Origin of the sequence: Kordia algicida OT-1, assembly GCF_000154725.1 — a bacterium.
Taxonomy (GTDB): Bacteria; Bacteroidota; Bacteroidia; order Flavobacteriales; family Flavobacteriaceae; genus Kordia; species Kordia algicida.
In genome coordinates this window covers 4,729,666-4,750,684 of sequence record NZ_DS544873.1, presented here as the reverse complement: position 1 = coordinate 4,750,684, position 21,019 = coordinate 4,729,666, and the positions used below count along the sequence as shown (strand labels likewise).

Below are 21,019 nucleotides of genomic sequence, written 5' to 3'. Positions count from 1 at the left end.
CTTACTTTACATACGTAAAAGTTTATTTTTTAGTTTTATACTAAATGATTCGTGTGCAACGAAAAAGAAGCTGTTACACTGTGATAAAATTTTAAACCGAATGAAAAACATCCTCACTATATTTATGATCGTATTATTTAGCCAATTTTCAAATGCTCAAGATAATTATACAGATCTTTGGAAACAACTCGAAAAGCTTGAAAAACAAGGACTAACTAAGTCTGCTTTTAAAAAAGTTACCGAGATTTATAAACTTGCGAAAACCGATCAGAACAATCCGCAAATTATCAAAGCATTTTTGCACAAGGCAAAATATCAACTTGCACTAGAAGAAGATGCACAATTAACAATCATAAAAGATTTAAAAGCGGAAATAAAAGTACAAAAAGCACCTTCAAAAAACATCTTACAAAGTATTTTAGCGAATTTATATTGGCAATATTTTAAAAACAATCGCTATAAATTTTACAATCGAACAGAAACTGCTCAAAAAGTTGACACCAACGATTTTAGAACGTGGGATTTGGAAACCTTATTCAAGGAAGTTTCTTTTTATTTTGATGCTTCTCTTGAAAACAGCACACAATTACAAAAACTCGATTTAAGTAAATTTGATGCCATTCTTATTACAGAAAAAAATTCTAAAAAGTTTCGCCCAACAGTTTATGACTTTTTAGCGCATGCCGCATTAGACTTTTACAAATCGCCTGAAAATTCCATCAACAGACCTGCAGATACATTTGAAATAGACAATGATGAATATTTATGTAATGCTGAACTTTTTGTCAACTTAAAACTAACAAGCAACGATCCGTTTTCGCTTCAATTTAAAGCACTGAAACTCTATCAAGATTTGGTGCGTTTTCACCTTAAAGATCGTTCGCCAGAAGCACTAATCGACATCAACATCAAACGTTTAGAATACGTAGCACAAAAAGCCACTTTTGATGATGTCAAAAAGAAACTAATTCAGGCATATCAAAATGAGGCAACTACACATATTTCGCATCCGTACACAGCAATGTACTATGTAGAATCGGCTTCAGAGCATCGATTTTTAGGTGCAAAATATGAAGCTAATAAAGAAGAAAAATACCAATGGCATTACCAAAAAGCAATTGCATATTGCGACATGGTCATTTCAAAATATCCAAACAGTTTTGCTGCCAAACAAGCGAAAAACATTAAAATTGAAATCACAAAGAAAACCATTGAAATCACCACGGAAGAAGTCATTCCAGTTGGCAAACATTCGTTGCTTTCTATTCGCTACAGAAACGTAGAAAAACTACATTTTACGGCGTATAAACTAACATATAAACAAAAAGAACAATACGAAAAGTTGTACGATAAAGACCAACGCACAGCGATGTTGAACAAATTACCAAAAGCCAAGGTTTGGAATGCTACTTTACCTACCGAAAACGATTATCAATTTCATAGAACGGAAATTGCAGCACCGCCACTGGAAAACGGCTTTTACATCATTACCGCTTCATTAGACGATAAAATAAACAATGATTTTCTTGCTGTTGATGTGATTCAAGTGACTGATTTTGCACTCATTCACAAAAAAACACCTTCGCATTACATCTTTCAAGTAGTCAACCGAACTGACGGAACACCAATTGTGAATCAAAATGTGCATATAGATTACGACCTTGGTTACGAAAGAAAATCCAGAAGCAAAACACTTACTACAGACAATACGGGAAGCATCACGCTAGAAAGTGAGCGTAGTTATCGTATGAGCGATATCAATGTTACCATTGCCACAAAAAAAGACACCGCACATTTTGGCAACTTCTACATATCCAATCGTAGTTTTGGCGAAGATAAACCTATCAATGTTGGCTTTTTGTTCACTGACAGAAGTATTTACAGACCTGCACAAATTGTACATTTCAAAGGAATTCTATTGCGCAGAGATGGAACAACTTCTACAATTCTCACTAACGAAAAAGTAGACGTATTTTTACGAGATGCCAACTATCAAGAAGTAAAAACAATCACACTTACAACAAATGAATACGGTTCCATAAAAGGAGAATTTGTTTTACCAAATAACGGACTCACAGGAAATTACTCAATTACCATCCGACAAACTGGGCGAAATTTAGGAAGTACAAACTTTTCTGTGGAAGAATACAAACGCCCAAAATTTTCAGCAGAATTCTTACCAATTTCTGAAACATTTGCCATCAACGACAGCGTAATTACCAAAGGAAACGCTAAAGCTTTTGCTGGAAGTGTAATCTCAGATGCCAAAGTAATTTATTCTGTAAAACGTACGCCGCGTTATCCAAGTTGGGTATATTGGAGAAGACCGTATATCAATACAAAATCGCAACAAATTACCAACGGAGAAACGACTACAGACGCTACTGGAAACTTTAAAATTTCCTTTAAAGCCATTCCAGATGCTAGTGTAGATAAAAAATTATTACCTGTATTTGACTATGAAATTTCGGCAGATATCACAGATATCAACGGTGAAACGCGAAGCACCTCAACCATTGTACGTGTTGGGTATCACAGTCTAAAAGCAAGCGTAGTTGTTCCTCAAAAACTAGATGTTTCCGAAAAAAATCAGCAACTTAAAATTATCACGAAAAACTTAAATGGCGAAAAAGTTCCTGCCAAAGGAACCATTACCATTCACAAACTACAAGCGCCCGATCGTGTATTGCGCAAACGTCAGATTCCTGTTCCCGATTATACGTCTATCTCCGAAAAAGATTTTAAAGAACTGTTTCCGCACGAAGCGTATACTAAAGAAGAACAAGATTATAAATTTTGGAAAAAAGGCAAAAATGTCTTTAGTGAGTCTTTTAATACTGGCGCTTCCGCAGAAATGTCTCTGGGAAAAATAAAACGTTGGGAATCCGGAAAGTACATTGTCGAACTTACCACAACCGACGAAAACGGTTATGAAATCAAAGACATAGCATTTACCACTGTTTTTGATAAAAAAGATAAAACTACAACTGACAACAAACTCGTAGAAATTTTAACTGACAAAGATAAATATCTACCAAACGAAGAAGTGGTATTGACCATTCTATCAGGCGTCAAAAACCTACAAGTAACCGTTGATGTTGAAAAAAACAAACGCCTTATAGCATCTTACTTGGTTTCTACAGAAAATGGGAAAAAAGTCATCCGAATTCCTGTAAACAAAGAAGATGAAGGTGGTTTTAAAATTCACTGTACTACCACAATTTTTAACAGTTTCATTGAGCAACAAATTCCGGTTGTGGTAAGTTATCCGCCATCGCAATTAACTATTGAAACACTCACGTTTAGAGACAAACTAAAACCTGCACAAGAAGAAACTTGGAGTTTCCGCATCAAAGGTCCAAAAGGCGAAAAAGTAGCCGCAGAAATGCTTTCGAGCATGTACGATGCGTCTTTGGATGAATTCAGAGAACACAATTGGCAATTTTCTCCATTCAACAGACCACAATATTACAGTTACATCAACATCAACGCCAACCGAAGTTTTGGAACAACAAGATTCAATGCTTACGAAACTATAGACAAAGAATACCACTACCAATCCTACGATCGTTTAAATTGGTTCGGACTCTATTTTTACCAACGTTCACGAGTACGCTTTAAAAAAATGGCTCTTGAAGCAAATAGTGTAAGTGAAAAACGAATGGCTGCACCTGTAATGGATGACGTTGAAGGATCTGGAAGCGTATTGGCTTTCAGCAATGCTGGTCGTGGTTATGTTAACGACGCCGAAGAAGAATCGCTTGGAGATGGTGATGGTGATGATTTTAACACTTACAGAGGAAACGTATATCAAAAAGAAAAAGTGACAAAAAAAGAAATAGAAACTGTAGTTCCTCGAAAAAATCTGCAAGAAACCACATTTTTCTTTCCACAATTACAAACAGATGCCGACGGAAATGTTTCGTTTACATTCACTACTCCAGAAGCCTTAACCAAATGGAATTTACAACTGTTAGCACATACCAAAGACTTGAATAGCGCAACAGAAACGCTCTCAACAGTGACACAAAAAGAGTTGATGATATTGCCAAATGTACCACGTTTTTTGCGTGAAGGTGATGAAATTGTCATTAGTAGTAAAATATCAAATCTTTCTGATAAAAATATAAGTGGAACTGCCATGTTACAACTTATTGATCCTATGACAGGAAACGATATCAATCCCGCATTATTTCCGCGCACAGGAACTCCCAAACAATCATTTTCGGTAACAGCCAACGGAAACACGCAAGTTTCATGGTTATTGTACATTCCAAAAGGAATTCAGGCTGTTCAATATACCATTACAGCAAAAGCTGGCGAATTTAGTGATGGAGAACAAAGTGCACTTCCTGTATTGTCTAACAGAATGTTGGTGACAGAAACGTTGCCAATGTGGATTCGTTCCGACGAAACCAAAACGTTTACGTTAGATAAACTCGCTTCGACTGGATCTGCCAATGCATCATCAAGTTTGGAGCACCACAAACTAAGTTTAGAAATTACGTCCAATCCTGCGTGGTATGCAGTGCAAGCGTTGCCGTATTTAATGGAATATCCGTATGAATGTGCAGAACAAACTTTTGCTCGTTATTACGCGAATTCGCTAGCGAGTCACATTGCGAATAGCAATCCGAGAATTCAAGAAGTATTCAATCAGTGGAAATCTTCTGATGCTTTGTTGAGTAATTTAGAGAAGAATCAGGAATTAAAATCATTGATTATTCAAGAAACGCCTTGGGTTCGCGACGCACTATCTGAAACGGAACAGAAAAAACGAATTGCGTTACTTTTCGATCTCAATCGCATGAAAAATGAGCAATCTAAAAGCATTCAGAAGTTAACTCAAATGCAATTATCTTCTGGTGGATTTCCTTGGTTTAAAGGCGGACGCGCAAACCGATTCGTCACACAACACATCATTACAGGTTTGGGACATTTACAGAAATTAAATGTTTCCGTGAATGACAAAGAAACCACAAAAATCATTCAAAAAGCAATGCGTTATCTTGATGCTGAATTTATAAAAGAATACAAGGATATTCGCAAATACAATAAGAAAGCAGACTTATCTAAAGATCATTTGTCGTATTCACAACTGCATTATTTATACATGCGAAGCTTTTTCCCTGAAATTCCAAAATCAAAAGAAGTTACTACGATTTCTGACTATTATTTAGATCAAATAGATAACTATTGGCTTAGTCGTCGTTTGTATGCAAAAGGTTTGATGGCGATGGTTTCACACCGAATGAATCATCCAAAAACGGCAACGGCAATTTTACGTTCGTTAGAAGAAAATAGTATTACGAGTGACGAATTGGGTATGTATTGGAAAGAAAATACGGCTTCTTGGTATTGGTATCAAGCGCCAATTGAAACGCAGGCATTGATGATTGAAGCTTTTTCTGAAATTTCAAACGATGTCACTACGGTAGATAATTTAAAAATATGGTTGTTAAAGCACAAACAAACCAATCGTTGGTCTACCACAAAATCAACAACGGAAGCGGTGTACGCGTTATTATTACAAGGAAGCGACTGGCTTTCAGTTACGGACATGGTTGAGGTAACTGTATGCGATCAGAAAATTACACCTGCCGATTTGGAAGCTGTAAAAGTAGAAGCTGGCACAGGATATTTTAAGAAATCTTGGAATGGAAACGAAGTGAAACCAGAAATGGCAAAAGTTACACTAACAAAAAAAGGAAAAGGCATTGCTTGGGGCGGATTGTACTGGCAATATTTTGAAGATTTGGATAAAATTACCACTGCGGAAACGTCTTTAAAATTGAGCAAAAAATTGTTCAAACGTACGTATGATGCTACTGGTGAAATTATCACAGAAATTGACGAAAATACTAAACTTGAAGTGGGCGATTTGGTTCGTGTACGCATTGAGTTACGAAACGACCGACCAATGGAATTTGTGCATATGAAAGACATGCGCGCGGCTGGTTTAGAACCAATTAACGTATTGTCGCAATACAAATGGCAAGATGGTTTGGGGTATTATGAAAGTACAAAAGATGCGAGTACAAATTTCTTTTTTGACTATTTACCAAAAGGAGTTTTTGTATTTGAATACGATTTACGTGTCAATAATGCTGGGGATTTCTCCAATGGAATTTCTACGATTCAAAGCATGTACGCACCAGAATTTAGCAGTCATAGTGAAGGTGTTCGTGTGAAAGTGGATTAGGGATTTACGATTTTTGATTCTCTAAATTACATTCTTTTATCAAAAATTGCCTTAGTTCTTTTGTCATATTTTGCTTATCTAAAATGAAGTATATTTTTTTTAAACTATCATCATCTAAATTTAAATCATTTAAAAGGGATAAATCCAAGTTATGATTTTCCTCATACACACTATACATACGAATTTGATAGATGGCTACTAATAATAAATGAAAATAACTATTATCATTTAAATTTTTGAAATTTTCAATAAGATTTTGAAATTTAAAATCTTTTTCTATAAAAAATAATCTTGAAAATACATGATTGACTAAATTTGTCAATTCAATATTGTTTTTCTCACAAAAAAATAAATACTTTTTAAGTAATCGTATATCATCACTAAATAATACCGTTTTTAAAAAAATCACTTGTAAAGGTAAATATCTGAAATTTGCAAACTCAGCCTTCAAAGAATAATCAAGAGTTGTTTTATCAAACTTTTCTAAAATCTTTGAGGCAAATGGAATAGGGTTACTATGTATACTTAATTCATTTGTAATAAACTCTTTCATTACATATATCAATGGAGTCATTTCAAATAGCTCTTCATTGCAAGAACTAATGAAATTACACTTTATCTTTATATCATTGGAATCTATATTACTTTCATCTATTTCCGAAGTTTTTAATTCTAAATACAAGCTTAATAACAGTTTACTTATATTAGTTTTACTTTTCAATAAATCAAAAATAGATTCTGAAATTATTTTTCTAAATGTTTTTTCTAAAAAAAGTTTCTCTGTAATGACAAAATAAGCTCTCATTTCCCTATCATATTTTACTCCATTTTTATAATTTTGAGTACTTTTTTTATCCAAATACACGTGTAAAAACACATCAAACACATTCTTAAAAACCTGTAAACTAACATTTTGAACAGTACTAAATATTTGCAAGAAAAAAACAGAAGATATTTTATTTTTTTCCAATTGGTAATTAATTAAATCATCCATTATCTCATTATCAGCTTGATCTTTATCAATCATATTGAGTAATAATTCTAATACAATATGCCAATATGGGTTTATAATATACTCAGATATTAAATCATTTCTCTCATCTTTCTTATGTTTCTTTTCAATATTTGTGAAAATCCAATAAGCTGTATAATATTCTAGGAAAGTCTTGTGTGTAAAGTTATTATCAAAATATAATGACCGCTTTTGAGCGTAAGTTAAGAAATCTTCCGATTCACTATCAGTCGTAAATTCATCAGATATCTTCAATTTTTCTACCAAAGTTTTTGCTACTGTGTTTTTTGCCCGTTGATAAGTTACTTTTCCATCTTCTGTACTTAATTCTTTATACTGCCAATAAGCTAAGTCAGCAAAAATGGTATCTTTTCTTTTGTAAATTTCTTGACTTAAGTTTATCTCCATTTCTTTACTATGATCCCATTTGTCAACCAAAGTTTTAGTGCATGATTGATAAATTTCTAATTTTGATTCAGGAACTTTTAAATTATTCCTATATAAAATTACTATTAAAGAAAGTAATAATGGATTGGATATCAATTCATCATCTATCAGATTTCGTTTGGATAATAAATCTTCTATTTCTCTTTCACGTATGTCTTGATCTTCTTCTTCAATAGAATACCAATTTTTCACATATTCTTCTATTTGGTCATTATCAAAGTCATTAATTGAAAGTTGAATCATCGAATCTTCTTGAAATGACGCGTCACTATAACCAATAATTCTTGATGTAACAACAACTCTAGAATTTTCGTATTTATCTATAAAATTTTGAATATCATTTCGAATTGAAATCTTATCATTTAAGTCAAAAATCTCATCTAAGCCATCAAATATCATCATTGTTTGTTGATTTAAGAGAATACTTTCAATATTATCATCTGTGATATTGTCAAGACTATATTCAATTTCTAATAGAGATTTTAAATATTTTATCAATCCTTTATTATACTCCTTCTTGAAAGCATGAAACTTTCGTAACTCAACACGAAATGGTATCCTATCAAAAATTGACTCTGTTTCAAAAACTGATTTATCTTTCTTAAAGATTTTAAGCGCAATAAATTTTGTCAATATAGATTTACCACTACCTGGATTTCCAATAATTACAAGGTTTTTATTAAAATTAAATATTTGCCTAAGAGTAACAAACTCATTTTTTTGTATATCAGGAACAGTATTTAAAATAAATTCTTGATTCAATTTATTAATCGCGATAGAAAATGTAGGCTTAACAAATAAGTCTTTCAATTTTTTCCGTTTTCCTTTATTAATATTTGATTCAAGTCCTAATCCGATAAAATTCAATTGAGAAAAATTATTTTCTAGAAATTTTTTATAATTTTTCAGAAAAGTACTTATAGAAAAGGTATCATGAATTTTAGCCCGTAGCAGTTTTTGAATACTTTTAATTTCTTTGTGAGATAATAAAGAGACTGCTTTGATATCTTTAATATCATTAGATATTCCAACTACAATTAAATAAATTTCTTTGTTTGCTAGTAAATCTTTAAAATAGTCATCTAAATAAAGTTCTTCTTTTAGTAATTTCACAAAATCCAATATAAAGTCCTTAGGAAGAGTTTCCATGTCAAACTTCTCTTCTATAAGCTCATAACTAACTTTTGAATTTATAAATAAGAGTTTCATTAACTCATTAAAAACATCCTGATTTTTAAAGAAGTATTCTATATTCCCACCAAGTACTTTTGGATATATTTCCTGTAACTTTTTTGCGGCCGCATCTACTTTCTTATAAAATTTAGCATTGAAACTTTTAGAGGTAACTTTGGAATAGATTTTATCAAAACCTTTGCCTAAAAGTTTATTACCTAACCAAGTCCCTACTGTTATTAATCCTATAGTTTCAATCATGATACTTTTCTGTTTAAACGTAAATTCTTATAAAAATACCAAAATAAACTTACTTTCAAACTGTTTTTGTTTTTAAAGTGCTTCTTGATAGTTATGTTTTTATACTATTTTTGAAAAACAAATTCACAATATGAAAAAACACATTCTTGTATTTTATCTTCTTTTGTTTTTCAGCGTGCTTTCTTGTTTGAATGTGAGAGAAGATTTAATTCTAGGAAAGTGTAAAATTATTGAGGCGACTTCTAACAATGAGGAATTCAAGAAAGCTGTAAATAGCTATGAAGGCAATATTTATATTTTTAAACCCAACGGTAAATTTATTTACAATGATGCTACTGTAAAATATCATTTTAAAGATGGCATTGAAGGAACTTGGACATTGAAAGACAACGAAATCAATGTAGTACACACACTCGATCTTGGCTCACCGCATACGGCTATTACAGATAAAAATCATTTTTTTATCACAAAAATTATAGATGATAAGATGACGTTGGAAATGCATTTTGATAACGGTAACGTATTTACTTTACATGCGTTTCGCAGGGAATAATTGTTCTTTTAAGATTTTAAAAAAAGTTATTTTATCCATATGTAAACCAAACTGTTTGGTTTCCTTTGCTTTTTGCATTTGCTACAAAACGCTGAAAGTTACGCAAATCGTGTCCGAAGTTATTATCAATATAACCTTTTCCTTTATTTATTGTAAAATCTGAAAAATAGTATTTAGAGTTGAGTGTATCAAATTCTGTAGGTAATAACAAATTTGGTAAATTATCAATTTTTGCTAATTTTTCTAATAATTGATGGAGTGTTTGCAATACTAAATCAATATTTCCTTCAATTGCTTTTTTAGCTATTTTCGCTTCCGCGAGAATTTGCTCTTTTTCCGCTTCTGTTTCTGCAAATTCTAAACAATCTTCTATGTAATCTTCATCAGGATAGGTTTCCATCAAGTAAAAACAAGAAATATCTACATTTGTAATTTTGCCTATTTGATCCAATTCAGATTCGTGTTCTACTACATCTTTTCGACACATTAAATTACAAAATTCACGACTTAGACTAAATTTATCGAAATCCTCTAAGCTAAATGCAGTTTCTATTTCTGTTTGTAATAAAATATCTAATCCCATGATTTAGTAGTATTCTATAACTCTCAATTCGGTTTCAATAGTTCCATTTTGACGTTCCAAACTTCTTTCAATCCAATGTCCTTTGCTGTCAAATTTGTAATCAATGTATTTTGAAGTTACTGAAGATTCGCCAGGATAATAAAACGTAGTGACGCGTTTCTTAATGTTTCCGTTTTCTTTAAAAAGTTGCATCATGTTTCGCTTTACACCAGTTTCATCATAAATGATTGTTGCTTCTTGCTCACAACCAACATATGAAAATTCATATTTAACGCCATTGCCACCAACGCCTTCTAACTTTCTCCCTTTGTCATCGTTTTTGGTAATGAATAAGGTATCTACACGAACTTCTGCTTTGATTTCATCAACATCTGACATTGAATTCGTCGCAATCACATATTTCAATTTACCATCTTCATAGATATAGTCAGACTTCATTTTTTGAATGGTATTGACAACTTTGAGCGGTTTTCCTTGTTCGTCATATTCCACAAGCATGTATTTTTCTGTTTTTTCTCCCAACGGATTGTCTTTGTCAAAACTTTTTGCCGTTTTGATGCCTGCTTCCATAAAACAAGGATCTAAAGGTTTGGTTTTAGTGGCACAACTTAATAGACAGCAAAACGCGAACAGGCACAAATATTTCATGATAGTTGAGGTGTATTTTGAGGTTCTAAAGTAATGTTAATATTCTTTAAATTCAACTTTTGAAGTAGGTTCGTTATTGAATTGAATATGCTTAATTTTTGTGAGCTTTTGACCAATATCTTCCAAAGTATCATCTATCTGAAATGTGTATTCCATATCAAATTGACAGTTACACGAACAATGACGCCCAAAAGGTTGATAAATGATGTTTAGCGTAGTTTCTTCTACAATTTCAGCTTCGCACAAAAATGCTGAACAACAGTTTTCTACTACTGAAAATTGAACGGTAAAAGCATCTTTTGTAATTGATAAGCTATTGATACTTTTGTCTTGATCTTCTATTCCAAGATCAACATCAGTGCCTTCACATTCACTTACATTTATTGATCTTAGAATGTAACCGTGTAAAATACTGAGATAGCGAAGTTTGACACTTTCTGAAAACACCTGACTTCCTTTTGGGGCAATGATTTCAGCATCATTTGTTGCTACGGAATCTGTTTGTATTATATTTTCTTGTGATTGAATTGTTGGCGTTTCTTTTTCTGAAACCTTTCCGCTACAGCCAATCAGCAAACTCATTCCAAAAACCCAGAAAATAATTCTTTGTACCATATTAAAAATTATAAGAGTTTCTTCTATTTATTTTTTGCTTACCAGTCTTAAAAAAAATGACTATACAATTTATAAATATAAAAGTGTTGTTTTATTACTCTAATTTTATCTTTGCATTACGCCCAAAATCTTTGTCGGATTATTGGGTGCTTTTGTTTTATCATAAGTAAAAGTGTCCATACTGTAAGGATAATCATAATATCTTAATTCTACTGTGTCAGCCGAATTAAAGTAAATTTGATATTTAATTGTTCGCTTGTATTGTTCTTTCCAATCGACTGTTAAAGTTCGATCTTTACAACTGCAAGATCCAATATTTGCAATTTCACCATACGGTGTATAATAGGTAATTGTATCTTTTATAATGACATATTTCCTAGAAGACATGCCACCGTTAAATACGTTTTCCTCTAAAGAATTTTTATGCAGTCTGCTTATAACATCTAATGTGCCTAATACTTTTTTACAAGCTTCTTTTGAGTTATAGAATGGTTTGCCTTCTGCGGCATTATGATCTCTCCATTCTGAAGATTTTGATGTACTCACTTGTACCTTTTTAGAATTTACACAACCAATTACGATCATGACTCCAATAATAAATACGATTATTTTTCTCATTGCACTTTAGGTTTTAAGACGCCAATACTGTCATATTTAGAATAGATGGTTTCGGTTGTTCCATTTGCGTTTTTTTGTGTCGTTGTGTATGGTCGGAAACCTTTAGTTTTCTCAAACACAAAACGTTCTGGAAATGTATTTTCTTCGATAATTCGGTATGTATCAGCTCCGTAATAGTTTTCAAATTTTAAGAATTCAGTTCCTTGTAATTCGGTTTCATCTGCTACAAATAGTCTGTTTCCTTTTTGTGTGATGAGCAGTTTAGTTACGATAGAAAGTACATCCGTAGAAATGTTCTTTTTGCCTAATCCAACAAATTCTATCGTGTCTTTACTGCTTGTTCCGTTTTCGATCCAAGTTCTTAAGCCATCGTAGGTTTCTACAAAGTTGATACTTTTTTCACCATCCATCATAACTTCTGGCGAGGTTGAAAATTCTGTGGTAAGTTGTACTTTTATATAAAAAGCATCTTCATCTTTTGCATACGAAACAACAGGCGATTTTTGATACATGATAATTCCTTCCTCATTTGATTTTTGCTGCTGAATGTCAGTTACAACCCAAAGCGAATCTTTCTCAAAAACAGTCTGTTTGAAGTTTATTTTTGCAAAGCTTTGTGCAAATCGCTCATCATTTTTTTCAAAGTTGAGTATAAAATGTTTGAACATTTGAGAATCGGTAAGACGTTCTTCTTCTTGGTCACTATTTTTTTTGATGTATTCTACAGTAAAATCACTTTTACATTGCAGCAATAGTAAACTTCCTAAAAATAATAGTATTGATTTTTTGAGCATCTTGCTATGTGTTTTTGCTAGTAATATTCAATCTCAAAAGAGGTTTCTTTGTGCAACATTTTTTCTCCGCCAAGATAATAATAGGAGTTTATATTTTTTGGATTTCCTTTGTCATCATATAAATATTCGTATTCTACGGGCAATGTAACCAAACGTCCTTTTTGATAAAATGTTAGCGTTCCTTCAACAATATGCATGCGATCATTTTTGTCATATATGATTGTATATTCTTCACGATCTTTCCCTTTTGTACGTTGGTAAGCTTCTATTTTTTTGGTTGGTGAGTATGTGAATATTCCTTTTTGAATGCTGTCATTCATTTCTACTGTTGGAAATGTTTTGTAATCTTGTTTGTTAATTGCTATGGAATCTACATAGTAATCAAACAAGTACCGTGTGTAAAGAGTTTCAAACTTTTCCAATCGTTTATCAGGCGTATACGTGAATGTTTTTTTATAAACATCGATGACTTCACCATATTTATAATAGATGATTTTTTTGATAGGCAAATCATTTCTGTAGATGACTTTTTCATATCCACGATCTTCAAAAGAAGAACGCCACATGGTTGTAGATTCGTTTTCTTCATTGAATTCTTCTAAAAGAAGACTTTCTAAAGTTTTGACTTCAACCAATCGGTTTTTGGCGTCATATTGGTATGAAATACTGTCATTATTGTTATAAAATGTAGTCAACAAATCGTTTTCATACACATACACATCATCGCCTTTATCATCATATTCATAACCAACATCTTCATTGAGTTCATTTTTAATGATTTTCAGCGTTCGATTTCCTACTTTTTTAACTTCTGCTTTTGGGTTTTCCAAATGATTGATGACTTCTTTAGTATCTTCAATTCCGTAAACATACGTCCGTGTCTCTGTTCTTTCAAGTTCGCCGTCAGTATTGAGAAACTGCATTGTTTTTTGTGTAGAAGTAAGCTGTGAGCCTTGTTCGTATTCTCTAAGCGTACGCGTTATTTTCTTTACCTTTCCGTTGTATTTTGTCGGATCAGAAATGTTTTCATTGTCTAAATAGGTGTAAAATGTCGCTTCTGGCGAAACAAGTTCAGGTCTTGGAAATTCCTGCGCATGTACATTCGCGAAAGCAAAACAAAAAGAGAGAAGAAATATATAATAGTTTTTCATAAGTTTTAAAGATACAGGAATACAAATGATTCGTTGCTGAATCGTTGATTATTTTTTGAATCACAAATAATAATGATTCATACCCCATAACGTGTTTGTAAGACTTTTAGTTTAAAGAAATTGTTTAAAATCGAGATTGGTACTAAAACTATAAGAATCTCATCTAAAAACAAAACAAGTTCCCTAATTGATAATGCGTGTTGCCTAATTTGATATTGTATCTTTAAGGCTATTAGTAGTTATTTGTCCTATCAACCAATAGAAACAAATCCACAGATGAAAAATTTTTACGTACTGAGCATTTTTGCATTCTTGTGTTTTCAACTAAGTTTTGCCCAATATAACTACGATAAGCGTTGGGAAAAAGTAGAAAAATTGGAAATTAAAGGAAAACCAGCTTCCGCCAATAGAATTGTACAACGCATTTACAAACATGCCAATGAGGAACAAAATACGGTGCAAATTGTAAGAAGTTTGTTGTATCGGGCAAAGTTTTCTTTATTCCTTACGGATGATTCTGAAGTGGAAGTTTTACAAAATTTAAGAACAGAAATTGACAAACATTCGTTTCCCACAAATGCAATTTTAGAAAATATGTACGCGCGATTTTTAGCGCAATATTTTAATAAATATCAATACAAACTCCGACAGCGATCTATTGTGGATTCTGATACGATTCCTACTGACTTTCAATTGTGGGACACCAAAACATTTATTTCTCAAATACACAAACATTTTCAGCATTCTATAGCGCAAGAATCCGAACTGCAACAGTTTCCAATAAAAGATTACATGCTACTTTTAGACGGAAAAGCAAATACCACAAAGTACCGTACAAATTTGTATGATCTTTTAATACACAATGCTTTAGATTTTTACAAAAATCAAGTTCCCTACGGATATCGAAATGATGATGTTTACAAAATTACCGAAAAAGAATTTTCTGCATCATCCATATTTATCAAACAAAAATTGCCAATTGATAGCAAAACAGTTGTCGCCAAAACAAACACATTAGCACTATATAAAAAACTTGAAAAAACCTATAGCAATAAAAAAGAAGCGCTTATAGATGTTGTATTACAACGCTTAAAATATGCCCTTTCAAATTCACAAAAAAATGATAGCAACGAATGGTATGAAAACTCATTGCAAAAATTGGCAAAACAATACGAGAATGATCCAATAGAAGCGTTAATTCAATACGAATTGGCGTCACATTATGTAAATACTTCTCAAAAATACTACACACGTTCGCAAGACAATAAACAAATGTTACGTGTAAATGCGTTGGCAATTGCAGAAAAAGTAATCGCAAACTATCCAAACTCGGAAGGAAGTATTAAATGTCAAATTCTTAAAAAGAAAATTGAACAAAAGAGCTTAGAATTCAAAATTCAAGAATATACTACTGCCAACAAACCGATGCTTTCGCGTATTTCATTGAGAAATGTTGATACGGTATATTTAAAAACGTATCGTATTTCGCATACGTTCTTAGAAGGTGTAAAATATAACAAACGAGATTCGGTAATTGCAGCCTATATCAAAAACAACAAACCCGTTTTAGAAAAAAGTTACAACACCAAAATTCCGAAAGATTATTACGATCATTCGATCGAAATCAGCATTCCAAAGCTGCCTGTTGGAAGATATTTAGTCACACTTTCAGATGGTTCTCATCACCATAAAAAATCGGAAGTATTGGCGTATGACATAATGCAAAAAACAAACTTATCGGAGATTGTTACTGAATTGAACGATGCAGAAATGTATACAATTGTACATCGTGAAACTGGAAAACCGATTTACAATGCAACGATTAAAATTTTTGACGAAAAGAAAATCATCAATCAATTTGTTAGAACCAATCTTCTAGGAAATGCCAAAATTCGCAAACGTAAAAAAAGCAACAGAATTAAAAAATACATCATATACCAAAACGATACATTATACTATCAGAACACTTCCCTAGCTCGTAATTATAAGTCCAAAAAAGGAGAACCTAAAAACTGGGAAGCCAAACCTTTTATTTTTACGGACAGAAGCATTTATCGTCCGGGACAAACCGTGCATTACAAAGTAATTTTTATTCAACAAAAAAACGGAGTTAGTTCTGTAGTACCAAATGTACATTGTGAAGTAAGCATACAATCTGTAGATGATGATTTTGAAACATTACGCCTCAAAACCAACGAATTTGGTACGTTTAGCAACTCGTTCAAAATTCCTAAAAACGCAACTACAGGCAGATTTAGCATTATTGTAGACGAAGATGATGACTACGAAGGCGAACATCCTTTTTGGGATTTTTTGCACGATTTTGAAGAAGGCGAAGCCAATTTTAACGTAGAAGAATACAAACGTCCACGCTTTGAAGTTGTCATGAATCCGTTAACGGAAAACATCACGTTCAACGATTCTGTAAAAATCTCAGGAAAAGCAAAAGCATTGCTCGGAAGTGCCGTTACCAATGCTAAAGTTAGTTATACAATTGAACGCGAAGCAAACATTGATTATAGACATTATCGAATATATCGTGATCTTTCAAAAAAGAAAATCATCAAAGAAGGAACACTAAAAACTGACGAAAAAGGAAACTTTGTGATTCCGTTTTTGGCTGAAACAGCTATAAATATTAAAAAAGAACATATCAAATCGTACCGTTACAGTATTTCTATTGATGTTACAGATATCAATGGCGAAACGCAAACGGCGTGGAAATCTGTTACTGCTGCCAAACAAGGATTCAATCTCCGCGTGATGATTCCTACAAAAAAAGATCGTAACGAAACATTTCAAATTAACATTGCTGCCGAAGATGTAAACTATGTTCCCGTTACCACAAATGGTCGTGTAAAAATATACAAGCGCATCAATACAGAACGAATTCTTAAAAGACGTCCGTGGCGTTTTCCTGACAATCAAATTATTCCGAAAGAAAAATTTATCCAACAATTTCCGCACATTCTATATGACGAAAAAGAAAAACAGGAAAGCAATAAAAAAGGTGCCGAAGTTGCCAACATGACTTTCAATACGGAAACGAATGCCAAACTTAGCATAAACACTTCTACTTGGGAAACTGGCGAATATACTATGGAAACCTATGCTTTTGACGAAAAAACTAAAGATACCGTTCGCAATACAGAAACATTCTGGCTTACTGATCCAAAAGACCTCTATGCTACCGGAAATACACTTTTTGAATACAATGTGCTCAACAGCGAATTCAAAAAAGATGGTTTTATAAAGGTAAAACTTGCTACCGCTTTGCGCGATGATTCTCTGAATGTGATGTTGCACTTATTCCACAAAGAAAAGTTGGTAAAAACACAATCGGTCACTATTGAAAAAGGTTCTAAAATTATAAAAATTCCGCTTGATAAAAAATTTACCGAAGAAATTACACTGCACATGTTGTATACGAAGTTTAATGAATTCTATCAGCAAAAATATTCGTTCAAACTCTACGAAAGAAACAAATTCCTATCGATTGAAACAGCCACATTTCGCAACAAATTGCAACCTGGACAAAAAGAAAAATGGCAGTTTAAAATTTTAGACTTAGACCAAAAAGGAAGCGACGCCGAAGTATTAGCGTCTATGTATGATGAATCGCTAGATCAATTCATACCACATACGTGGGATGCGGATTTTGACTACTTTTTTGACAATCAATATTACGCGCCTAGGGTAAAAAGTAACTTTTTCGGCAACTCAAGTTCGTATGAAATTTACAACTTAGTAACACATTTAACAACGCCAAACTTTAGAAACTATCTTAAATTCAAATGGTTCGGATTAAGCTTTAAAAATATACACAGCGAAAATCACAAATACTTACAAAAACTCAAAAGAGAAAAGTCCATCAAAGAAAAGCCAGTTTTTTCAGGAAACATCACAGGACATGTAGTTGACGATACTGGAATGCCATTACCAGGCGCTTCTATTATTATCAAAGGAACTAAAGAAGGTGTCACGACAGATTTTGATGGTTTGTATACCATCAATGCAACTTCTAATGATATTCTAGCAATCAGTTATATAGGTTATCATACGGAAGAAATTGTTGTCGGAAAGCTAAATAACATCAATACTGTACTAAGACCAGATGAGCAACAACTTGATGAAGTTGTTGTGGTAGCCTATGGTGGCGCAGTAAATAGTGCGAAAGTAGCATCGGCAATTGCAACGGTTGATGGTGACACTATTGAGCAAGTACCGATAACAACGCTAGATCAAATTTTACAAGGAGCTTCCGCAGGAGTTACGGTAAATACAGGAAATGGCGCTCCGGGAGAAAACGGCGTGATCGTTATCAGAGGTCGTAACTCATTAAAAAGCGATATAGAACCTTTATTTGTAATTGATGGTGTTCCTGTAAGTCAAAATGCTTTTAGAAGCATGAATAGCGACAATATCACTTCTTTGAGTGTTTTAAAAGATGCTGCTGCAACTGCTATTTACGGAAGTCGTGGTGCTGGTGGAGTTGTTATTATTACAACCAAATACGGAACACGTAAGGAAAACATCAACGGAATGGAAGTCACAGTTGGCTTAACGGAAGAAGATATTAATACGGTAGAAACCCGAAAAAATCTGAAAGAAACGGCGTTTTTCTATCCACATTTGCGAACAGATGCCGAAGGAAATGTTGCGGTAGAATTTGAAGTTCCAGAATCGTTAACACGTTGGAAGTTTCAACTATTGGCGCATCAAAAAAACGGAATGTACGGAATTATTGAAAAAAATGCCGTTACGCAAAAAGAATTGATGGTTGTCCCAAATATGCCGCGTTTTCTACGTGAAAAAGATACGATTGTCATTTCGACGAAAGTCGTAAACTTACAGCAAAAATCTGTCAAAGGAATTGCGTCGCTTCGTTTGTATGACGCATATACGATGGAATCGATTGACGCAAAAGTTCATTTAGAAGATAAAAACAAAGCCTTTACGATTGATAAAAAAGGAAACACCAATATATCTTGGAAACTCTATATTCCAGAAGGTTTTAATGCAATTCAGTATAAAGTGATCGCTAAAGCGGGAACGTTCTCTGATGGAGAAGAAAGTGCGTTGCCTGTATTAAAAAACAGTGTGCTTATCACGGAAGCAAAACCTTTTTGGGTAAAACCTAATGAAGAAAAAACAGTCACTTTTAGCAAACTCGCCAACAACACAAGTGCAAGTTTGAAGCAACACAAATTGACGCTAGAATATACGTCAAACCCGACATGGAGCGCAATTCAGTCATTGCCGTATTTAATAGAATATCCGTATGAATGTGCTGAGCAAACCTTCTCGCGTTTGTACGCCAATGCGATTGCCATACATATTTTACAAAGTTCGCCAAAAATACAAGAAGTGTTTGAAGCGTGGAAAGCAAACGGACAATTGACGTCTGATTTAGAGAAAAATCCCGAATTAAAATCTTTATTAATTTCGGAAACTCCTTGGGCGCGTGATGCAGTTTCGGAAACGGAGAAAAAACAACAATTGGCGAAACTATTCGACAAAAAAATCATGAGCGATTTGCAGTTTGAAATGTGGCAAAAATTGGACGATTTACAAGGAGAATCTGGCGGATTCCCTTGGTTTTCTGGCGGAAAAGAAAACTTGTATATCACACTTCATATTTTACAAACATATGCTCATTTGGTAAAATTGAATGCAATCTCGTACAAGAAAAATAGTGAACCAAATCAAATTATGGATTTTGCATATCAATACACAGACGATCGTTTTTTAGTGGCACATGCGAACTTGGTACAATCGCCAAGCGACTACAAATTCAAGCAACAAATCCGCTATTTATACACCAGAAGTATGATTCCTGATGTGATGGAAATTCCGAAAAAAGTCAAAAAAGCGATGGAATTTTACTTAACAACATTACAAAAAGATTGGTTGAATTTATCGATTGAAGAAAAAGCTATGGTTGCACTTTCGTTAGCGCGAATGGGACAACGAAAAGAAGCGAAGAAAATTATGGAATCTCTGGAGGAATCTGCTGTAAAGTCGGAAGAAAAAGGCATGTATTGGAAAGAAGTAACGGAGCGTCGTTATTACAACTCGCACGCCGTAGAAACACATGCATTGTTGATGGAAGCTTTTGCAGAAATTACCAACGATGAAAAAATAGTTCAGGAATTGCAATTATGGTTGTTGCGACAAAAACAAACCACAAAATGGGCAACGACAAAAGCGACTACCAAAGCGATTTATGCTTTGCTATTGAATCCGAAGCAATTTGCATCCATCAAAGACAATACTATTCTTACCATAGGAACCGAAAAAATCAAAACCAAAAAACTTGAAGAAACCGTAAAAGAAGCTGGAACAGGATATTTTAAAACCTCTTGGAACAAAGATGAAATTACCAAGGAGAAAGCTACTATAAAAGTGAAAAACAATGGAAAAGTAGCAGGTTATGGCGCTGTGTATTGGCAGTATTTTGAAGAATTAGATCAAGTTTCTCAAAACGATGAAGCTTCTTTACAAATCAGCAAAGAATTATTTCTCAAAGAAAAGAAAGGTGACAAAGAAGTCTTAGTTCCTTTGGCAAAACGTTCCTTAAAAATTGGTGATTTGATTACCGTTCGTTTAACGATTAGGAATAAAAAAGACGTTGAATTTATTCACTTAAAAGACATGCGCGCCGCAGGTTTAGAACCTGTAAATGTACTGTCGCAATACAAATGGCAAGATGGTGTTGGGTATTTTGAAAGTACGCGTGACGCGAGTAGCAATTTCTTTTTTGACAAAATTCCAGCAGGTGTGTTTATGATAACATATGAATTACGCGTAAACAATACTGGAGTATTTTCTAACGGAATCACTACGATTGAAAGTATGTACGCGCCAGAGATTCGAAGTCATACAAAAGGTATTCGGATTACAGTAGATTGATTTTTGTTGTTTGTGAATAGGTAAAATAGTTATTGAAACAACAGATTGCC

The 21,019-nt window shown here is 33.3% G+C and carries 10 protein-coding genes; 3 read left to right on the top strand and 7 right to left on the bottom strand.

Features of this window, described 5'->3' with window-relative positions; all coding sequences use genetic code 11:
- Positions 1 to 100 precede the first annotated feature (100 nt).
- Positions 101 to 6,202 (top strand): alpha-2-macroglobulin family protein, encoded by a 6,102-nt coding sequence (locus tag KAOT1_RS20390; RefSeq protein ID WP_040559744.1) that lies wholly within the window; start codon positions 101 to 103, stop codon positions 6,200 to 6,202.
- 4 nt (positions 6,203 to 6,206) lie between these two features.
- On the opposite strand, the gene KAOT1_RS20385 is transcribed toward KAOT1_RS20390, so the two are convergent.
- Entirely contained in the window at positions 6,207 to 9,095 is a 2,889-nt protein-coding gene (locus KAOT1_RS20385) for an NACHT domain-containing protein (protein ID WP_007096800.1), read from the bottom strand.
- 130 nt (positions 9,096 to 9,225) lie between these two features.
- Here KAOT1_RS20385 and KAOT1_RS20380 point away from each other — a divergent pair, with 130 nt between their 5' ends.
- Entirely contained in the window at positions 9,226 to 9,648 is a 423-nt protein-coding gene (locus KAOT1_RS20380) for a hypothetical protein (protein ID WP_007096799.1), read from the top strand.
- Positions 9,649 to 9,679: 31 nt separating this feature from the next.
- On the opposite strand, the gene KAOT1_RS20375 is transcribed toward KAOT1_RS20380, so the two are convergent.
- From KAOT1_RS20375 to KAOT1_RS20350, 6 genes are all read right to left on the bottom strand, one after another.
- Complete coding sequence (locus tag KAOT1_RS20375; RefSeq protein WP_007096798.1) at positions 9,680 to 10,231, bottom strand: hypothetical protein; 552 nt, start codon at positions 10,229 to 10,231, stop codon at positions 9,680 to 9,682.
- Between the two features lie 3 nt (positions 10,232 to 10,234).
- Positions 10,235 to 10,879, bottom strand: coding sequence for a hypothetical protein (locus tag KAOT1_RS20370; protein ID WP_238528721.1), 645 nt, complete (start codon positions 10,877 to 10,879; stop codon positions 10,235 to 10,237).
- 36 nt (positions 10,880 to 10,915) lie between these two features.
- The gene (locus KAOT1_RS20365) at positions 10,916 to 11,494 is read right to left on the bottom strand and encodes a hypothetical protein (protein ID WP_007096796.1); all 579 of its coding nucleotides are present in this window, start codon (positions 11,492 to 11,494) and stop codon (positions 10,916 to 10,918) included.
- 105 nt (positions 11,495 to 11,599) lie between these two features.
- Positions 11,600 to 12,112: a hypothetical protein gene (locus tag KAOT1_RS20360; RefSeq protein ID WP_007096795.1), complete on the bottom strand. Its 513-nt coding sequence runs from the start codon at positions 12,110 to 12,112 to the stop codon at positions 11,600 to 11,602.
- Positions 12,109 to 12,906 carry a hypothetical protein gene (locus tag KAOT1_RS20355; protein ID WP_007096794.1) on the bottom strand — a complete coding sequence of 266 codons (798 nt, stop codon included), beginning with the start codon at positions 12,904 to 12,906 and terminating at the stop codon, positions 12,109 to 12,111. The genes KAOT1_RS20360 and KAOT1_RS20355 overlap by 4 nt, the downstream gene beginning before the upstream one ends.
- Positions 12,907 to 12,923: 17 nt before the next feature.
- Positions 12,924 to 14,057, bottom strand: coding sequence for a hypothetical protein (locus tag KAOT1_RS20350; RefSeq protein ID WP_007096793.1), 1,134 nt, complete (start codon positions 14,055 to 14,057; stop codon positions 12,924 to 12,926).
- 276 nt (positions 14,058 to 14,333) lie between these two features.
- Between KAOT1_RS20350 and KAOT1_RS22175 the strand changes: the two genes are divergently transcribed.
- Complete coding sequence (locus KAOT1_RS22175) at positions 14,334 to 20,969, top strand: alpha-2-macroglobulin family protein (RefSeq protein WP_007096792.1); 6,636 nt, start codon at positions 14,334 to 14,336, stop codon at positions 20,967 to 20,969.
- Positions 20,970 to 21,019 lie beyond the last annotated feature (50 nt).